18 protein-coding genes are annotated in these 19116 nt (G+C 61.6%); 11 read left to right on the plus strand and 7 right to left on the minus strand.

Translation table 11 applies throughout. The features are described 5' to 3' along the window. Positions 1-154: 154 nt before the first annotated feature. Positions 155-1651 carry a proton-conducting transporter membrane subunit gene (locus G6M89_RS06035; protein ID WP_165160899.1) on the plus strand — a complete coding sequence of 499 codons (1497 nt, stop codon included), beginning with the start codon at positions 155-157 and terminating at the stop codon, positions 1649-1651. Next, positions 1644-4151, plus strand: a complete 2508-nt coding sequence (locus G6M89_RS06040; protein WP_165160900.1) for a DUF2309 domain-containing protein — start codon at positions 1644-1646, stop codon at positions 4149-4151. The genes G6M89_RS06035 and G6M89_RS06040 overlap by 8 nt, the downstream gene beginning before the upstream one ends. A 4-nt stretch (positions 4152-4155) precedes the next feature. Here G6M89_RS06040 and G6M89_RS06045 read toward each other — a convergent pair whose 3' ends face one another. Together G6M89_RS06045 and G6M89_RS06050 are read right to left on the minus strand one after the other, a co-directional pair. Beyond that, positions 4156-4374, minus strand: a complete 219-nt coding sequence (locus G6M89_RS06045) for a hypothetical protein (protein ID WP_165160901.1) — start codon at positions 4372-4374, stop codon at positions 4156-4158. Positions 4375-4448: 74 nt separating this feature from the next. After that, positions 4449-5198: a carbonic anhydrase gene (locus G6M89_RS06050; protein ID WP_165160902.1), complete on the minus strand. Its 750-nt coding sequence runs from the start codon at positions 5196-5198 to the stop codon at positions 4449-4451. Between the two features lie 128 nt (positions 5199-5326). Here G6M89_RS06050 and G6M89_RS06055 point away from each other — a divergent pair, with 128 nt between their 5' ends. Together G6M89_RS06055 and G6M89_RS06060 are read left to right on the plus strand one after the other, a co-directional pair. Beyond that, on the plus strand, positions 5327-6343 hold the full coding sequence (locus G6M89_RS06055; RefSeq protein WP_165160903.1) for an NADP-dependent oxidoreductase: 1017 nt from the start codon (positions 5327-5329) through the stop codon (positions 6341-6343). 130 nt (positions 6344-6473) lie between these two features. Further along, on the plus strand, positions 6474-7373 hold the full coding sequence (locus G6M89_RS06060; RefSeq protein WP_165160904.1) for an alpha/beta fold hydrolase: 900 nt from the start codon (positions 6474-6476) through the stop codon (positions 7371-7373). Between the two features lie 5 nt (positions 7374-7378). On the opposite strand, the gene G6M89_RS06065 is transcribed toward G6M89_RS06060, so the two are convergent. The 3 genes from G6M89_RS06065 to G6M89_RS06075 all read right to left on the minus strand — a co-directional run bounded on the left by G6M89_RS06065 (position 7379) and on the right by G6M89_RS06075 (position 10497). Further along, the gene (locus G6M89_RS06065; protein WP_165160905.1) at positions 7379-8191 is read right to left on the minus strand and encodes an ABC transporter permease; all 813 of its coding nucleotides are present in this window, start codon (positions 8189-8191) and stop codon (positions 7379-7381) included. Next, entirely contained in the window at positions 8191-9204 is a 1014-nt protein-coding gene (locus G6M89_RS06070; protein WP_165160906.1) for an ABC transporter ATP-binding protein, read from the minus strand. Before G6M89_RS06070 ends, G6M89_RS06065 begins: the two co-directional genes overlap by 1 nt. A gap of 111 nt (positions 9205-9315) precedes the next feature. Further along, positions 9316-10497: a CBS domain-containing protein gene (locus G6M89_RS06075; RefSeq protein WP_165160907.1), complete on the minus strand. Its 1182-nt coding sequence runs from the start codon at positions 10495-10497 to the stop codon at positions 9316-9318. Positions 10498-10801: 304 nt separating this feature from the next. Between G6M89_RS06075 and G6M89_RS06080 the strand changes: the two genes are divergently transcribed. Beyond that, positions 10802-11332: a 50S ribosomal protein L16 gene (locus G6M89_RS06080; RefSeq protein WP_165160908.1), complete on the plus strand. Its 531-nt coding sequence runs from the start codon at positions 10802-10804 to the stop codon at positions 11330-11332. A gap of 120 nt (positions 11333-11452) precedes the next feature. Continuing rightward, positions 11453-12328: a RimK family alpha-L-glutamate ligase gene (locus tag G6M89_RS06085; RefSeq protein WP_165160909.1), complete on the plus strand. Its 876-nt coding sequence runs from the start codon at positions 11453-11455 to the stop codon at positions 12326-12328. A gap of 65 nt (positions 12329-12393) precedes the next feature. Here G6M89_RS06085 and G6M89_RS06090 read toward each other — a convergent pair whose 3' ends face one another. Next, positions 12394-12795: an Hsp20/alpha crystallin family protein gene (locus tag G6M89_RS06090; RefSeq protein ID WP_165160910.1), complete on the minus strand. Its 402-nt coding sequence runs from the start codon at positions 12793-12795 to the stop codon at positions 12394-12396. A gap of 95 nt (positions 12796-12890) precedes the next feature. Beyond that, a complete protein-coding gene (locus tag G6M89_RS06095) occupies positions 12891-13958 on the minus strand; it encodes a type II glyceraldehyde-3-phosphate dehydrogenase (protein WP_165160911.1) in 1068 nt (355 codons plus the stop codon). Positions 13959-14215: 257 nt separating this feature from the next. Here G6M89_RS06095 and gap point away from each other — a divergent pair, with 257 nt between their 5' ends. The 5 genes from gap (at position 14216) to G6M89_RS06120 (ending at position 19110) form a co-directional block, all read left to right on the plus strand. Next, complete coding sequence (gene gap, locus G6M89_RS06100) at positions 14216-15289, plus strand: type I glyceraldehyde-3-phosphate dehydrogenase (protein ID WP_165160912.1); 1074 nt, start codon at positions 14216-14218, stop codon at positions 15287-15289. A gap of 50 nt (positions 15290-15339) precedes the next feature. After that, positions 15340-16569 (plus strand): phosphoglycerate kinase, encoded by a 1230-nt coding sequence (locus G6M89_RS06105; RefSeq protein WP_165160913.1) that lies wholly within the window; start codon positions 15340-15342, stop codon positions 16567-16569. Between the two features lie 102 nt (positions 16570-16671). Beyond that, on the plus strand, positions 16672-17619 hold the full coding sequence (locus G6M89_RS06110) for an aminopeptidase (RefSeq protein ID WP_165160914.1): 948 nt from the start codon (positions 16672-16674) through the stop codon (positions 17617-17619). A gap of 75 nt (positions 17620-17694) precedes the next feature. Next, positions 17695-18354, plus strand: coding sequence for an HVO_0476 family zinc finger protein (locus tag G6M89_RS06115; RefSeq protein WP_165160915.1), 660 nt, complete (start codon positions 17695-17697; stop codon positions 18352-18354). A 75-nt stretch (positions 18355-18429) separates the two neighbouring features. Continuing rightward, positions 18430-19110 (plus strand): protein-L-isoaspartate(D-aspartate) O-methyltransferase, encoded by a 681-nt coding sequence (locus G6M89_RS06120; protein WP_165160916.1) that lies wholly within the window; start codon positions 18430-18432, stop codon positions 19108-19110. Positions 19111-19116: the final 6 nt, after the last annotated feature.

Raw genomic sequence — 19116 nt, forward strand, 5'->3', positions numbered from 1 at the left:
ACACCCGATATCGAACAGTTTGTTCGAATAGAAGGATATAATAACCACTTTGTTCAACATGGTAGTATCGAAGATCAGTCTGTGCCCTTGTTTCCCGGCAACAGGCCGTCTATCTGGGAAACGCGCCTTACTGGTTGGAGGAGACGCCAAGGAAATGACCACGGAACAAGACTCACGCGCATCTGATGCCGTACAACTCGCCGAAACGACGACGCAGCCGTCTTCGGTCGTCGCGCGAACGTCGACCTGGTCAGTCTGGGCACTCTTTTGTCTCAGCGTCGGGGCACTTGCACTCACAGCGCTGCGAGGGACCCAGTGGATCGTTTCGGACATCCTGATCGTCGACGGCTTGACCGCAGTCATGTGGGTCGTCGTCACCTTCTTCAGCGGTATCGTCCACAGCTACTCGCGGCGCTACATGGCGGGCGACCGTGATATCGAGCGGTTTTACGCCCGTGTGTTCGGGTTCACGCTCGTCGTGATGACGATGACGGCGGCCAACCACGTCGCATTGCTCGCGGCAGCGTGGCTCGCGATGGGACTGTTGATGGCCGGCCTCATCGGCCACGTTCGTGACTGGGAACAGGCACAGGCCGCGGCCACGCTGGCTCGTCGCTACTTCCTCGCCAGCAGCGCGCTGCTTGCCGGCAGTTTGAGCCTGTTAGCCTGGGCGACTGGAACCACCTCGATCAGCGGAATTCTCGCGCAGGCAGACGAGATTTCGACGTCCGTTGCGCTCGTCGCCGTCAGCGCTATTGTCCTTGCGGCGCTGATCCAATCCGCGCTGTTTCCCTTCCACAACTGGCTGCTTTCCTCGATGACAGCCCCAACGCCGGCCTCCGCGCTGATGCACGCCGGGTTTGTCAACGCCGGTGGCATCCTGCTGACCCGATTCGCGCCGGTCGTCACCCTCGAGGTCGCCGTCATGTCTGCGGTGGTCCTCATTGGTGCGGTCAGTGCGCTGCTGGGTCAGGCGATGGGACTCGTCCAACCCAACGTCAAGCGCAAACTCGGCAGTTCGACCATCGCCCAGATGGGCTTTATGATCATGCAGTGTGGCCTCGGCTTTTTCGCCGCCGCAATCGCCCACCTCATCCTTCACGGCTTCTACAAGGCCTATCTCTTTCTCTCCGCCGGCGCTTCAGTCGAGCAGACCGTTCCCAAAGACGCCAAATCGACCGACACCGGCGTCTCGAGCGTCGCCATCGGCGCCGTCACGGCTGTCGGTGCCGGAGTGGTGTTTGCTACACTCACCGGCAAATCGCTGCTGGCGTTCGATAGCGGGACGATCCTCGTCCTCGTCGTGGTTCTGACGACACTGACTGCCACGCGAGATATCCTCCGGCGGGCCGTCCTGCCGGCGACGCTCAGAGTCGCCGCCGTGCCGATCGTCGTGCTGAGCGCGATCACTGGTTACGCCCTGCTGTACAACGCGATCTCCACGGCCCTTTCGGGCGTGCCGATGACCGACGCGCCAACGGAGTTAACGGCCGCACACTTCCTTGCGCTCGCCCTGTTCGTCGTTGCTTACCTGGCGACGGAATTCGGTTGGCACCGCTCGAGCACCCGCCTTTACGTCTTCCTGTTGAATCGCTCTCAACCCGATTCGTCGACCGTCCTCACCACCAAAGCGGAGTACAACGATGTCTAGTCACCAATCCCAGACTCACCTCGAGTCCGAGTCACAATCCGCACAGCAACTGGCCGAGCAATCACAGACACCGCAACTCGGTGACCACATCTCCGAGAACATTGACCGCGCGGCCGAGCGAATCGGCTCCGTCTGGCCGATCCACTCGTTCGTCACGGCCAACCCGCTCTCAGGATTCGAAGACCAACCATTTCACGAGGCCGTCGCCGAGGCCCAACGGCTGTTCGGCGGCCGCGGCTATCCAAGACCCTCTGTCTTCCAGCAAGCCTGGGAGACCGGACAGATCGATCCCGAGATTCTGGCCAACGAACTCGAGTCACGTGGTATCGACCGCAAGCCAGAGACGCTGCTCGACGAACTGGCCGACGCTGAAGCAGCACACGCGGCGGACGCCGACATCGATCCCGCAACCGAAACTGTCGATTGCGTACTCTCGAAGTGGCTCGCCGCGTTCGTCGACAAAGGGAAGGCCGCGTGGCCGATGCCTGACCGCGACGAGGGGTTTTACGCAGCCTGGCGTGCGGTTGCTCCCGTCGATAGCGACGTGCCCTGCAGTGATTCCGACGCGCTTCCCGAAACCGCGCCCGAGGCGCTCGAGGACGCCCTCAGCGGTTCCCCGGAAAGCCGCTGGGTTGATATCGTTGAACACCACCTCGCCGCGTTGCCGGGCTGGACCGGACTCATCAAGCAACGCGCTGATGACGACGCTGATCCCTGGCAGACCGAGTATGCGATTACTCTACGCGAGTACCTTGCAGTGCGCCTGACGCTCGTTGAGTTGCTGGACGCGCCCCTCGAGCCCGATACCACGTCCAGTTCGGCGGACGGAACAGCGCTCGAGACGGAACCGATCGCAGAAATCTGGCTGACTGCCTGGGAGCGCAGCTACCGCGAGCGCCTGCTCTCGGATATCGATACGTCGGTCACTAATCCCTCACAGGTCAACAATAACGCGCGGCCGGCCGCCCAACTCGTGTTCTGTATCGACACCCGCTCGGAGATTATTCGCCGCCACCTCGAGGAGCAGGGACACTACGAGACACACGGCTATGCGGGCTTTTTCGGCGTTCCGATGCGCTACCAGGGCTACGACTCGGCCACCGAAACCGACGCGTGTCCGCCCATCGTCGATGCCCAACACCGCATCGTCGACCGGCCTGCCGAAACGGACGACACAGCTATCGCCTCTCACGAACGCTGGACCGACCTGACGACCGCAACCCGGAAACACTTCAAGCGGCTCAAGACTGACGTCGTCGCTGCCTTCCCGTTCGTTGAGGGTGCCGGCGGCGCGTACGGCTCAGCGATGACCACGCGAACCCTGTTCCCCTCAACGGTCACGAAACTCCGCCGCGCCGTCGACGAACGCATCCCGAGTTCCGGCGAGTTCTGTTCGCCGACGCTCGAGGCCCACGAACACGACGACCACACGCACGCGGATCACGCCCTCCCGCAGGGGATGACCTTCGAGGAGAAAGTCTCCGCCGCCGAGACCGCCTTCGACCTCATGGGCTGGACAGACTTCGCCCGTCTGGTCGTCTTTACGGGCCATGCGAGTCATACGACGAACAACCCGTTCGACTCGAGTCTCGACTGTGGCGCCTGTGCTGGCAACGCTGGTGGCCCGAACGCTCGCGTGCTCGCGACAATTTGCAACGACGAGAACGTCAAAGCCGAACTGCGCGAGCGCGGCTTCCACATTCCTGAAGACACCGTCTTCCTCGCGGGCGAACACAATACGACGACCGACGAAATTACCCTGTTCGACGGTGACGTGCCCGAGAGCCACCAGGAAGACCTCGAGCAACTCTACGCCGATCTCGAGCGTGCTCGTGCTGGTGCGGCGGCCGAACGGCTCGAATCGATGACTGACGCCGATGCCGACGAAATCGACCCTGAGGCAGCTGTCGAGGAAGTCGAGCGCAAGGCAGTCGACTGGGCCGAAACGCGTCCCGAGTGGGGACTGGCCGGCAACGCCTCGTTTGTCATCGGCCCGCGCGAACTCACCGAGGACGAGAACCTGGATGGCCGCGCGTTCCTCCACTCCTACGACTGGACGACCGATCCCGAGGGCGATGCGCTCGAGGCCATTCTGACGGGACCGCTCGTGGTCACCCAGTGGATCAACAGCCAGTACTACTTCGCGACCGTCGACAACGGCGTCTACGGGAGCGGCTCGAAGGTCACACAGAACCCAGTCGGCAACGTCGGCGTCGTGCAAGGCAACGGCGGTGACCTGATGACTGGCCTGCCGCTGCAGTCGCTCAAGGTCGATGACGACCAGCCGTACCATCAGCCGCTGCGTCTCTCGACGGTAATCCACGCACCGCTCGAGCGCGTGACCGACATTCTCAACCGTCACGACGAGGTCACGCAGTTGCTCGACAACGATTGGATTGGCGGGCTAACGGTTATCGATCCCGAGCAAGACAATCAAGCGTTCCATTATCAGGACGGCCTCGAGTGGGAACCTGAGATTGGACCGGCGCCAGCGCACTGATTTGTTAGAGTCCGTCGCCGTCCTCGAGTCGGTGGACGGTTACGGAGACGAAATAGACCAGCATGAACAACAAGAATCCAACGACGAGGCCGCCGAGTTCGACCGTCCCGATCCCAGCGGGCGAGAGCACGGCCAGGGCTGTCAGGGCGACGACGAAGATTACGATCGTGAACGCGCCGATGGCATAGTAGAAACCAACATCGGAGCCAAAGCGCTCTTTCATCGGTTGAAAATCCGCTTCGAGTCATGAAAACAGTACCGACAGTTGGATTTCGCCCCGGGCCACGGGAATCGAAGTCAGTACAGTAGACTCTGGGTTATCGGCTCGTACTCCTCGGGAAGTTGCTCAGCAATTGCGTCCGGCTCCATCGTGCCGTTGACGTTGACCAGATATGCACAGCCGTGGTCATCCCCGTAGACGCCTTGAAAGTCATAGACAAAGCCGTAGATGTCGATGCCGTCCGGGACGTTCGGGGAGTTACGGAGGAACTCCGCCTGATGGTCAACGTTGTATTCGACGAGTTGGTTGATCACTAAATCGTCGTCCGCGTTAGCGTCGATCAGGTCGCTCTCGAGGGCGTCCTCAACGACGGGTACAAGCATGCGGATCCACTTGTCGACGCCCTGGGGCCCGGGTAGTGAGTCGCCCGTTGCGACGCGATAGGCTGCAGTGATGGCTCCACAGCCGGTGTGGCCGACGACAGCCGCGACCTCGGTGTCCGTGTGGTGGATCGGGTAGAGCAACCCGCCGTCGACGATCCGCTCGCCGTCGTCTTCGTCCCAGACCTGATTGCCGATGTTGCTCGGTGTAAAGACCTGTCCTGCATGATCGACGCCCCACATGTCCTCCTGTGGCACCCGCGAGTCCGAGCAGGAGATGGCGACGATGTCTGGGTGCTGTTCAACCTGCACGTCCGCGAAGTAGTCTTCCGGCAGAGAGTTGACGTGGTGGCGATTGCCCACGAGCAGTTCCGCAAGGATTCCGTACTCGCTGTCGGCGTCGGAATCGCGGCCGCCTCTACCGCTCGGTTCGCTATCGGTTCCCATAGGTACCCTATCTCGGCGGCGGTGAAAAGCTTCTCCGGCGATCCCGGCTCGAGTGCAAGCCAGCTGTGACCTGCCAGCTACTTTCCGCAATCCTGTGTCTCTTCACGCAAGCTCTGTTACAGACGCACATGGCTGACACCAGACAGTGGCGACTCGCGAGCCGCCCAACCGGAACACCGACAGCGGAGAACTTCGACCTCGTCACCATCGAGCGACCCGACCTCGGTCCAGGTGAGGTACTCGTCCGAACGCTGTACCAGTCCGTCGATCCATACATGCGCGGGCGGATGCGCGACGCCGAATCCTACGCCGAACCGTGGGACGTTGGCGAACCGATGCAGGCCGGCGTCGTCGGCGAAGTCCTCGAATCCGAGGCCGACGCCTTCGAGGCGGGCGACGTTGTCACGGGCAACCTGCTGTGGGCCGAACACGCCGTCGCAGATGCTGACGAACTCCGGCAAGTCAACCCCGATCTCGGTCCCGTCTCGACCGCACTCGGCGTGCTCGGAATGCCCGGCGTCACGGCCTACTTCGGCATGCTCGAGGTAGCCGATCCTGGCCCCGGTGACACCGTTGTCGTCTCCGGCGCAGCGGGCGCAGTCGGCTCCGTCGCGGGACAACTGGCGCGTCTCTCAGGTGCTCGAGTCGTTGGAACTGCCGGCAGCGACGAGAAGACCGACTGGCTCTCCGACGAGTTGGGATTCGACGCCGCGATCAACTACAAGGAAACGGAGGACCTCGCAGGCGCGATAGCCGAGGCCTGCCCGGATGGCATCGACGCCTACTTCGACAACGTCGGCGGACCGATTACGGACGCCGTCTGGCCACTGTTGAACGTTCGCGCCCGGGTAGCCGTCTGTGGGCAAATCTCGCAGTACAACGCAACCGAACAGCCGACCGGACCGCGAAAGCTCGGCAAACTAATCCAGTCTCGCGCCCGCGTGGAAGGGTTCCTCGTGGGCGACTACGAAGGTCGGTGGGGCGAAGCACTCGAGCGCCTTTCGGGGTTCATCCACGAGGACGAGTTACAGTACCGCGAACACGTCGTCGAGGGCTTCGAGGACGCACCCGATGCCTTCCTCGGGCTGTTCGAGGGCGAGAACATCGGCAAACAGCTCGTGCAGGTGGCTGAGCGCGACGTCTGATCGTCGCCCACAGCACTGCGGTCCGCTCGGCAGCACAGCATACCGCAGCACCGCACAACACACCACCGCATAGCACCGCACAGTCCCGAAGCTTTTTGCGCCGATTCTGCTATCGTACAGCCAGACCACGATGGACCGAACGGACACCCACGCGGACTCAATCCCCGACTCGAGCAGCGAGTCCGATGACGACCCGCGGGAGGCGAACGTCTCGGCACCAGGACTTGGTATCGACAGAGACACGCACACGCTCGCGGACGGCCGCCAGCTTGCCTACGCCACGTTCGGTCCTGACGACGGCACACCGCTGATTTTCCATCACGGCACACCCGGCTCTGGCGTCCTCGGCGCGGTCCTCTCGTACGCCGCCCGCGGACAGGGCGTGCACCTGATCGCACCGACCAGGCCCGGCTACGGCCGCTCCGATCCGTATCCAGCGGGAACGCTCGAGACGTGGGCCGAGGACTGCGAGGAGCTAGCTGACGCACTCGGCCTCGAGACCTTTGCCGTCGCGGGGTTTTCCGGCGGCGGGCCGTATGCGCTGGCTGTCGCTGACGCCCTCCCCGAGCGTGTCACGGCGGCAGGCATCGTGAGCCCGCCGGTCCCCGAGAGCGCGGGCGTCTTCGGACGTCTCGCCCGATTTCCGCGACTACTTGGGCTCGCCTTCCGTGCGGGCAACGCCCTCGCACGCTACCGCGGCGACCAGTTCGTCGTGGACCGACTCACCGAGCGCTCACTGCACAAAATCACCATCGAAATCGTCGGCCAGGACTTCCGAACCGCACTCGAGAACGGCCCCGCGGGCGCGGTGCGCGAGAGTCGCCTGCTCGCGGGTGACTGGTCACTGTCAGATCCAGGCCCTGCAGTCGAGACGACCGTCTGGCATGGCGCCGGTGACACGAATGTGGCGCTCGAGGCCGTGCAGGATGCCTACGCGGAACGAGAGCACACGACGGTTCACACCGTCGAGAACGACCATCTAGGGACCCTGATTTCGGTTCGAAAAGACATCGTCGCAATCGCAGAATAAGACAACTAGTCCGTCAGTCCGTAGCCGATCTTGAACAGATAGACATCAATTGCGAGCACGACTGCCGTTAGCGCCGTCAACACGCCAAGCGAGAGCCACGGCGCAATATCGGCGTAGGCTGCTGGCGCGACCTGATGCAGGTCGGAGTAGCCAAGCAATCCGTACCGGACGCTGTCGACCATGTAGACCATCGGATTCAGCAGGGAGACCGCCTGCCAGAGGGGCTCGAGCATGGTCAACGAGTAAAAGACTGCGCCGAAGAAGACCAGCGGCCGGAGGATGAACTGGTTCATCACCGTCAGGTCGTCAAAGTCTCTGGCGACCAGCCCGCCGATGATCCCGAAGCCGGCGAACAGCGCCGAGATGACGATCATCGTCGCGACGAGGAAGAAGGCATTCGCGACCGTAATTGGGACGAACAGCGCGCCGATGATGGCAACGATCACGCCGACGATCAGCCCGCGAACTGCGCTGGCGGCGACGTAGGCGACGACCATCTCGAGGTACGACAGCGGCGAGGTCAGCGTCTCGTGAATGTACTCGTTCCATCGCCCATGGAAGATCGAGAATGAGGCGTTCTCGAAGGCGTTCGAAATCGTGCCGAGGACGACGAGTCCGGGGATCAGAAAGAGGATGTAGCCGAAGTCAGCGCCGGGAACCCCTTCGACTGGGCTTTCGATCCGGCCGCCGAGGATGATACCGAAGACCGCGAAGTAGAGCACGTTCGTGATCGCCGGCGGCATGAACGTGTTCTTGGGGCGGCGGACGAATCGCAGAATCTCGCGCTTGAATAGCGCGCGAAAGCCAACCGAGAGCATCAGGCGACACTCTCCTGTTCGCGCTTCGCTCGTTCATCGCCGTCGCGTTCCTCGTCGGATCCCTCGTCGCTCGAGGCTGACGACCGGGTCACCGTCCGATCCTCGCTTCTCGTGAGATCGACGAAAATCTCCTCGAGTGACGTCCGACTGATCTCGAGATCGCCGATCTCGTGGCCCATCGCTTCCAGGTCGTTGAGTAACTGCGGCGCGGTCGAGCCGCCGTCATCGACGCGCACCTCGAGATGGTTGCCCTCGAGCGTCGTCTCGTGCGCGTAGCCGTCGAGGGCAGGCGCAGTCGCCGGCGGCGACTCGAGGCGGACCGAGATGGTGTCCGTCCCGCGCGTCTTGAGTTCGTCCGGCGTCGCGACGGTGATTTTTTGCCCTTCGTTCATGATCGCGACGCGATCACAGAGGCGTTCGGCCTCCTCGATGTAGTGTGTCGTCAACAGGACGGTAGTCCCTTCCTCGTTGAGTTCGGTGACGAGCTCCCAGAGATCGTGGCGCAGTTGCACGTCGACGCCCGCCGTCGGTTCGTCCAGAATCAGCAGGTCGGGATCAGTGACGAGCGCACGCGCGAGGAGCAATCGGCGTTTCATCCCGCCCGACAGCCAATCGAAGCGCTCGTCACGCTTGTCGTAGATGCCGACGCGTTTGAGCACCTCATCTGCACGCTCGGCAGCCTCGTCTTCGGGCAATCCGTGATAGCCCGCCTTATGCTGGAGCACTTCCTTGATGGGGAAAAAGCGGTCGACGTTGAACTCCTGTGGCGCGAGGCCAATCGCGTCTCGAGCCTGTCGGTAGTCGTCTTCGACATCGTACCCAAATACGCGGGCATCGCCACCGCTCTTGCGGACGAGGCCGACCAGCGTATTGATGAACGTCGTCTTGCCCGCGCCGTTGGGGCCGAGCAGGCCGAAGAACTCGCCTTCCTCGACTGTGAGTGACAACCCCTGTAACGCGCGCAACTCCCCATACTCCTTGACGAGATTCTCGGTCTCGATGGCCGGTGGCATCAGTATCGCCGAATCGTCGGCCCCGACTGCGGTTAACGATGTTGGTCCTCGTCGCTCGAGGCGGTGATTCTGGCCGGTATCGACTCGAGAATTAGTTGTTCGAACTCCCGATCAGTCTGCCGTTCGGGGCTGCTGTGACGGGTCGATTGCGCCGCTTTTCTGGACGATGTCGAACGCTGTCATCAGGTCCGAACGCGAGATCAGTCCGATGAGATCGCCGTTGTCGACGACGAGCAGGCGACCGATATCGTTGTCGCGCATTTTCTCGATTGCCTCCATCGCGTTCGATTCGGGCGTAATCGTCTCGAGGTCGGTCGTCATTACCTCTTCGACCGTGTAGGCCTCGCGCTCGACGGGATCAATCGAACGGGCGTCAGTGAGCGTGACGAGGCCGATCAGTCGATCGTCTTCCCAGCCGCTGCTTTCGATAACGGGATAGCCGGTGTGGCGTTCGGTGAACATGCGCTGGATTAGTGTTGCAACCGTCGTCTCGGGTGCAACCGTGTGAAGATCACCCGCTGGCGTCATGATGTCGGCGACAGTGACGTCCTGAAACGCCGCTTTCATCGTCACCTGTTGAGCCTCGCTCGAGGCCGCGATGTAGACGAAGAAGGCGACACCGATGAGGACGATGTTGAACGGTGGAATAAGGCCGAAAATCCCCATCAGTACTGCGAATATCTTGCCGACGCTTGCGGCCTGCTGCGTTGCCTGCGGGTAGGGCCGCGACCGGGCGAGAAAGGCCCGGAGGACGCGGCCGCCGTCCATCGGAAACGCCGGAAGCATGTTGAACCCGGCGAGTGCGATGTTCAATATTGCAAGATAGCCAAGCACGAACCGTGCACCATCGAAACTGGCAGGCGTGATGTAAAAGAGCCCGAACGAAGCGATGCCGACGAGAATCGAGACGATTGGGCCGGCGATGGCGATGTTGAACTCCTTGCGCCAGTCTTCGGGCATTTCGGAGAGTGCAGCAACGCCGCCGAACAACCAGAGCGTGATCGAATCGATTGGGAAGCCGTATCGCTGGGCAGTCAGTGAGTGGCCCAGTTCGTGTAAAATGACGCCGACGAACAACCCAACGGCGGCAATAAAGCCCAGAATCCAGGGTGTCATGCCACCAGTAATCGCCTCAGTATCAATTCCCGCCCCGAGTGCCGTATTCAACAACTCGGAGACGATATCGATCTGAAAGCCAATGAGATACGCAAAAAACGGCAACACGAGTAAAAACGTAATATCTAGCTTAATAGGAATACCAAACAGCGATCCAATCCGGAAACTCCTCATCATGCGATATGCTACCTGTCTCTGTCTTAGCGGCGCCGGCAGTAAGAGGTTTCGCGTCACCGCACTCGAGTGCCGGCTTCAGATGGCGTCGCGGCGAGTGTCCATACAGTAGTTGCGGATAGCTGTCGGACGTCACTCCAGTGCGAGCCAGCCAAATATACCCTATACAGCCTCGGGAAGGACTCTCTCGTCACTTGAGCCCGACGTATTCGGTGCTCGAGGCTGCCGATTTGAGCCAGCCAAACTCGAGACCGCGGTTCGAAGGCTTTATCCGCTCGGTAGGCTTCCGTTTTCGTAAGTAACCACCATGTCCGACAAACCTGCCTCCATGTACCGGGAGATCAGTAAGCCGGCCTACACGCGCCGCGAGTACATTACTGGGATTCCGGGTTCGAAGATTGCACAGCACAAGATGGGCGACCTCACCAAGGACCCCGAAGATTACCCGATTCAGATCAGCCTCGTCACCGAGGAAGAGGTCCAGATCCGTCACGGATCGCTCGAGGCCTCGCGTCTGTCGGCAAACCGCCACATGCTGAAAAACGCAGGCGAGTTCCAGTACAAGATGATCCTGCGCAAGTTCCCACACCACGTCATCCGTGAGAACAAGCAGGCAACCGGTGCGGGTGCAGACCGTGTGTCCGACGGGATGCGTCAGGCATTCGGGAAAATCGTCGGCACCGCAGCCCGGATCGACGAGGGCGAGCGCATCTTCACCGTCTGGTGTGACGTTGAAGACGCCGAGTTCGCGAAAGAAGCGTTCCGCCGCGCCTACAACAAGATCTCGCCGCCGTGCCGTATCGTCATCGAGAAAGGCGAAGAAGAACTGATCGCATAACGCCACCTTTTTCGCTCCGTTCGTTCTGCATCACCAAGAGCGGAGCCGCTGTTTGATTCGCCGTCACTCGAGCAACCCGTCTCGAGGCACCTTTTTATCGCTTCCATCCCGAGTTTCGGTATGATCGATCTCGCGGTCGCCAACGACACGGAGACGTTCCAGCGGATGCGCGACCCGCTTGCCGAACGCGGTGTGCAGGTCCATCATGTGCCCGCGAGTGAACGGACTGTCGACCTCGCAGACCCACCGTGGAGCCCTGATGAGTACGACGCCGGCTACGTCTATCCCGGCCGGATCATGGAGGGTGGCGTTGCGGATGCATTTCTCGAGGTGCCGTGGCTCAACGACCACGAGGCGGTGTTGACCTCGCGAAATAAGGCTGAAGTAATCGCACGACTCGAGCGCGCTGATCTGCCGGTGCCGCGATCAGTCTATGTCTCGAACGACGTGAGTGAGGCGACGCTGGCCGACGTATTCGAGCGGTTCGAGCCACCCGTTGTTGTCAAGCCGAACTCGACGACGCGAGGGACCGGCGTTGCGAAAGCCCACGATGTCGACTCGTTTCTGGGCATCTGTGACTACCTCTCGCTGGTTCACAACTACAAGGCAACGGGTGATCGCTCGTTTCTGGTTCAGGAGTACCTGCCGGATGCGGTCGACTACCGGGTGATGGTACTCGAGGGCGAGTACGTCGGCGCGGTCGAGCGTCGACTTCCCGAGTCAGCCGTTTCAGACGGCCAGTGGAAGCACAACGTCCACCGCGGAGCCGAGGCCACAGGCGTTTCGCTGCCGGACCGGCATCGCGAACTCGCCGAAGCCGTTGCTGCAGAACTCGAGATTCCGTTTCTCGGCGTCGATCTCCTCGAGACTGGAGAGCGGCTGGTGGTCAACGAGACGAACGCTCGGCCGACGATTGATGAGGAGACGAAGTACGAGCCGGGGTTTTATGACCGGCTGGCGGCGACGATTCGGTCGCTTCCCCCCGCGTCGACGTAGCTTACGAGTGCGTCTCAGCGTGGGGTCGACAGAAAACGAGACCGAAGCGACCGCGATGCCCTGTCTTACTCGAGGCTGATGTCCGACGATTCCTCGGCCGGGTCAAAGACGACCTCGAGGACGCCGTTGTTGTACGTGGCGGAGGCCGTGTGTTCGTTGACGCGGGTCGGCAGTGAGACGCGCTCGTCGTACTGACGGTGCTCGCTGCCGGCAGAGATTGTCAGTGTTTTGCCGTCGCACTCGAGTTCGATGTTGTCTTTTTCGACACCGGGGAGGTCGGCGACGACGCGGAGTTCCTCGTCGGTTTCGTGGATGTCCACGTGGGTGTCCATGCCGAATCCGTTGTCGGTAGCGGTCGATGAATCGAAGTCAACGTTCGCATCGGCTCCGTTCATCATGTCGTTCATCATACGTTCAATTTCGCGAAACAGGTCGTCGAAGGGTTCGTCGCGGTCGTCTCGGCGCATGGGTGTCCATAGGGAAGGGAGGTCCAAAAACTTTCCCCGCCGTCTGACGTTCGTGAGGAGAGACGATGATCTGTGACGACCCGAATAGGCAGCGACTAGTCCGCAGTCTGCCGATCCGCAGTAATCTCTTTGCGGTCGCTCAATCGAGTGCTGCCGATCCCGAGTGTTTCGTTCGTGAGTGCTCTGCTTTCCGGGCCGGTGAGATGTCCTGAGAGCGCACGGATCGCATCGACGTTTTCGGGCACGACGTCGGATTCCTGGTGAATCGCCTGCATACAGTAGAGGTCGTTGCCCTCGAGTGTGAGCGACTCCTCCCAGATGCAGTTCTCCCAGATGTCACCACGCGGGCGTCCGGCATCGAGGGCGAAGTCCTTGAGCGTGCCAGCGCCGTCGATGCCGGCATACTCGGGGATAGTGAGGAGTCGGTCCTCATCCTGAAAGTGCTCGCGAACGGCCGCAATATCCTCGGGCGCGTTCTCGAGAGTGACGTTGACAGTGTGAAGGTGCATCATCGTCGTCGGCACCTTCAGGCCGATGGTGTCAATGTCGAGTTCGGGGAAGACGGTCTGGACATCGGGACCGTGGTGCGACGGGATCGACACTGGGTCCGGGACTGCGTCGTTGATCGGACCGCGGCCGGTTTGGTCGGGGTCGCCACCGCGACGGACCAGCGTCACGCGGGCCTTCTCGATACCGTAGTTCTCGTAGAGGGGCGCAAGAAAGCGCGACAGACCGGTCGTATTACAAGAGACGACGCGGACGTAATCGGCGTCTTCGGCCTCGTCGTAGTTGACGCGCGCGTTGAAACTCACTTCGGCGACGGTCGCATCCTCACCGCCCTGAAACAGCGCCGGCGTCTCGTGGCGTTCGTACAGTGGGCGGTTCTGTGCGCCGATTCCGGAGGGCGTTGCATCGACGATAACATCGCTTTCGGCGACCAGGTCATCAACCGTGCCTGCGAGGTCGATACCGATGTCGCGAAAGCCATCAGCGCGATCCTCGTCGGCGGCGTAGACGGGGTACTCCGCCTCGGCAGCGCCGACTGCGACGTAATCCGGACTTCGTTTTGCGACGCCGTGGACCGTCATGTCGGGCTGTGCCCGGACTGCATCCGCAACACGTTTGCCGATGGTTCCGTACCCGTTAATTCCGACCCGTATCATACGGGTCGCACTCCACCGCGAACACTCATAACTGTTTTGCAGGTAATTGATAGATCTTAACTCATAATTGAGTAGTCTGGAGCCGAATGGGACGCCTTGGTGTGGTACTGTGTACACACCCACATAGTAGGATGTGTTTGAACTATGGTAGGTGTCCCCGTAGGAACCTAATTACTTCGTTGTTGAAGTACGTTCACAATACACTTTCGTTTCGCGTGGGACAACAACTTTAACCACGGAACTCCTACTACTCAGTTATGAGTGAACATTCGTACACCGGGGACGCGGAGCGAGACGGAACGCTCCGAATCGGGCTCAACGGGTTTGGCCGAATCGGGCGGAACGTGTTGCGCGCCTCACTCGAGAACGACGCCGTCGAAATCGTCGCTATCAACGACGTAATGGACAACGACGATATGGCGTATCTGCTCGAGTACGACTCCGTCCACGGCCGCCTCGAGGACGTCTCCCGCGACGGTGACGTGCTCTCGGTCGGTGACCACGACGTGCAACTGCTCTCTGAGCGTGACCCCTCGACGCTGCCGTGGGACGACCTCGATGTCGATGTCGCCTTCGAGGCAACCGGCCTGTTTCGGACACACGACGAGGCCGCACAACATCTCGAGGCCGGCGCAGACAAGGTCCTTATCTCCGCGCCACCGAAAGGCGAGAAGGAAGTCCAGACCGTCGTCTACGGCGTCAACCATGACGATTACGACGGCGAGGACGTCGTCTCGAACGCCTCCTGTACCACGAACTCCGTCGCACCCGTCGTCAAAGTTCTCGACGAGGAGTTCGGCATCGAATCCGGCCTGCTGACGACCGTCCACGCCTACACCGGCACGCAGAACCTCATCGACGGCCCGCTTGGCAAGCGCCGCCGTGGCCGTGCCGCCGCCGAAAACATCATCCCAACCTCGACTGGCGCTGCCATCGCCACCACCGAAGTCCTGCCCCAGCTCGAGGGCAAACTCGACGGGATGGCAATGCGCGTACCCGTGCCAAACGGCTCGATCACCGACCTCACCGTTGATCTCGAGGCTGATGTGACGAAAGACGAACTCGCAGACGCCATCCGCGACGCAGCTGACGACGAACTCGCTGGCATTCTTGGCTACACCGACGAAGAGATCGTTTCCCGTGATATCGTTGGCCTGCCGTTCTCGTCCTATGTCGACCTCGAGGGCTCGATGGTGCTCGAAGGCGGCCTCGTGAAGGTCATCACCTGGTACGACAACGAGTACGGCTTCTCGAACCGGATGCTCGATCTGGCCGAGTACGTCGTCGCTGAAGCCGACGATGTCACCGCCGAAGAGGCTGCAACCCACTGATCGCCGCCGTTCTTTGAACTTTTAAGCAACTTCGCCGACTGATAGTACCTATGACGACATTTCAGACCATCGACGACCTCGATCCAGGACAGCGTGTACTAATCCGCATCGACATCAACGCCCCCGTCGAGGACGGGGACGTCCAGGACAACCGCCGGTTCGAACGCCACGCCGAGACCATCGCCGAACTACTCAGTGACGACCACGCCGTCGCCATCCTCGCCCATCAAGGCCGACCGGGCCGGGATACGTTCGTCTCGCTCGAGCAACACGCCGACATCCTCGCTGATCACCTCGAGCAGGAGGTCGGCTTCGTTGCCGACACCTTCGGCGAGGACGCACTCGAGGCGATTTCGACACTCGAGGGCGGCGAGGCACTCGTCCTCGAGAACGCGCGGATGTGCGATGAGGAGTTACCCGAGGAAGAGCCAGACGTGAAAGCCGAGACGGAGTTCGTCCAGACGCTCGCGCCCGAGTTCGACGCCTACGTCAACGACGCGTATTCCGCGGCCCACCGCTCGCATGCCTCGCTCGTGGGCTTCCCGCGCGTCATGGACGCCTACGCGGGTCGCGTGATGGAAGCCGAGTACACCGCAAACTCGGCGATTCAGGAGCGGGAGTTCGACGGTCCCGTCACGATGGTACTCGGCGGGACGAAAGCCGAGGACCTGATTCCCGTTATCGAGCAGGTCGACGACACCGTCGACCGGTTCTGTCTCGGTGGCATCGTCGGTGAACTCTTCCTGCGCGCCGACGGCTACGACGTCGGGTACGATGTCGAGGGCACCGACTTTTTCGACCACCAGTGGGACGAGCATCAGGAGACTATCGAGCGCGTCCTCTCCGAGTACGGCGATCGCCTGCATCTCGCGAGTGACCTCGCGTACGAGAGCAGCGAGGCGTCGTCCGATGACGACGCCGGCGAGCGCGCCGAGGCCGCTGTTGCGGACATCGAGAAGGAGACGTCGTATCTCGATGTGGGGAGCGAGACCGCTGGTGAGTATGCCGACCTCGTCCGCGACTCCGACGCCGTCTTCGTCAAAGGCGCACTCGGCGTCTTCGAAGACGAGCGCTTTGCCGACGGCACCGTTTCCGTCCTCTCGGCTATCGCCGAAACCGACTGCTTCTCCGTCGTCGGCGGCGGCGACACCTCCCGCTCGATTTCGATGTACGGCCTCGAGGAAGCGGACTTCGGCCACGTCTCTGTCGCCGGCGGTGCCTACGTCCGTGCGCTGACTGGCGAGGGACTGGTCGGCGTCGAGGTCCTCGAGCAGGCCTAACAATCCCAGCGTTCTCGAGGACCGTCATGGATGGGTGAGAATCACACTACGGCGTCCGAATCGGGGATAACATCTATCGGCGTGCTCGACACACATACAGGTATGTCAGAACTCCGTGCTGGTGCCGAAACTGCCGTACGACAGTGTCTGGACCTTGTAGCCGACGAATCCTGTGTGATCGTGACCGACGACAAGCGCGAACCGATTGGTGAGGCGCTGTACGAGGTCGCACGCGAGATCACCGACGACGTGTCGTTGCTTCGATTTCCACCGGGCGACCAACACGGTGCCGAGCCATCCGCGCCCGTCGCCGCGGCGATGCAGAGAGCCGATACGTTCCTCGCACCGACGACGAAGAGCCTGAGCCACACCCGCGCTCGCTCCGATGCAACCGACGCGGGTGCCCGCGGAGCGACCCTGCCGGGAATCACTGAGGAAGTCTTTATTACCGGCCTCGACGCCGATTACGACCGAATCCGCACGGAGTGTGAACGCACCATCGAACGCGTCTCCGGTGCCGACGAGATCCGCGTCACGACCGATCGTGGCACCGACATCACGTTCGAACTTGGCAACCGGGAATGGTTCGACGACACCGGCGACGTGAGCGCAGCAGGCTCGTTTTCGAATCTCCCCGCCGGCGAGGTGTTCATCAGTCCCGAATCCGCCGAGGGAACCTACATTGTCGACGGTACGATGCGCCCCCACGGCCTGCTCGAGGACGGCCACGAACTCGAGTTCGTCGTCGAGGACGGCTACGTAACAGAGATTTCAGACGACGAGATTCGACAGCAGGTCGAAGAAGGCGCTACCGAAGTCGGCGATGCAGCATACAATCTCGCGGAACTCGGTATTGGAACGAACGTCGGCGTGACGGAACTCATCGGCTCGGTTCTGCTTGATGAGAAAGCCGCCGGAACCGTCCACATCGCAATCGGCGACAACGCCGGTATCGGCGGCGAGACGGAAGCGCCGCTGCATCTGGACGGTATCGTCCGCGACCCGACGGTCTACGTGGATGGCGAGGAACTCGAGTTACCCGAAGCGTAGGGCCGCCAGCGAGAGTGTTTCACGTCGTAGGCCCGGTCCAATCGCCTTTTCAATGTGTGGCGTCTACACGATGCTATGAACGATATTCCGGACCGCGTTCCAACGCCCTGTCCGTCGTGCTCGCCGGACCTCGAGACGGTCCACGAGGTGCTGACGACGAGCGAGGGTGGCGGAACCGTCACCGTCCGCTGCAGCGAGTGCGCACACGTCCACAAGGTACAGCCAGAACAAGAACGCGAGGTCACCCTCGATGTTGTCGTCTCTCAGGACGGCGAATCATTCACAGCGAATGTCACCGCACCCGAGGACGAACTGATCGAAGTCGGCGACGAGTTTATTCTCGAGACGGATGAAGTCCTCTCGACCGTTCGCGTCACTAGTGTCGAACTCACCGGGCACCGTCGACGCGAGGAAGCGCCGGCAGACGAAATCGAGACTGTCTGGAGTCGCGAGGTCGACAACGTGGCGGTCAACGTCACGATCCACCCACAGGATGGCTCTCGAGACGATAGCCGCGGGATCACGGTTCACGTTCCCGGCGACTACGAGTTCGAAGTTGGCACAACCGAGAGCTTCGGCGAAGACGAGTTCGAAATCGATGCGTACGTTGTCCGCGACGATGCCTCGGGCTACCACCGCGACCGCTACGAGATGGAAGGCGACACTGTCCTCGCAAAGGACGCAAAGCGCGTCTACGCCTACGACGAACAGACCAGCGCCTGGTCTGCCTGGTAAGACCAGGGTTCTGTCCTGTCTTCTACCGTAACATGCAGTGGCGACTCTATTCCGTTGGACGCCCTAGAGGTGGGTATGTTCGATCGCTTCAGGTCGGGCGGCGATGGCGACACGGACGCCGACACCGACACCGGCGAGTATGAAGTCGCTCGAGAGCGGTTAGTCCAAGCTGTTTCCAACCGCGTTACCGACGAACGCGTTCTCGAGGCGCTCGCGGCCGTCCCGCGCCATGAGTTTGTCCCACCGAATCGCCGCAACAATGCCTACGCAGATCGTCCGCTGCCGATCGGCGACGGTCAAACGATTAGCGCGCCACACATGGTCGTGATTATGGCCGACAAATTGCGTCTCGAACCCGGCGACTCCGTCCTCGAGATTGGCACTGGCTGTGGGTATCACGCCGCCGTCACAGCCGAACTCGTCGGCCCGGAACACGTCTACAGCGTCGAGTACAGCGACGAGTTGGCCGAGCAGGCGCGCGAGCGACTCGCTGAACTGGGCTACGGTGAGATCGCAGTCCGAGCTGGCGACGGACGCGAAGGCTGGCCCGAACACGCACCTTATGACGCCGCCTACGCCACCTGCGCGATGGAAACCGTTCCCGACGCCGTTCTCGAGCAGGTCGCTCCCGGCGGCCGTGTGCTCGCGCCCATCGGAACTAACCGCCAGACACTCATCCAAATCGACAAACACGAAGACGGGACACTCGAGCGCAGCGAACACGGCGGGGTTCGGTTCGTGCGGATGCGCGGATAACGAGGC

Origin of the sequence: Natronolimnobius sp. AArcel1 (assembly GCF_011043775.1) — an archaeon.
GTDB lineage: Archaea > Halobacteriota > Halobacteria > Halobacteriales > Natrialbaceae > Natronolimnobius.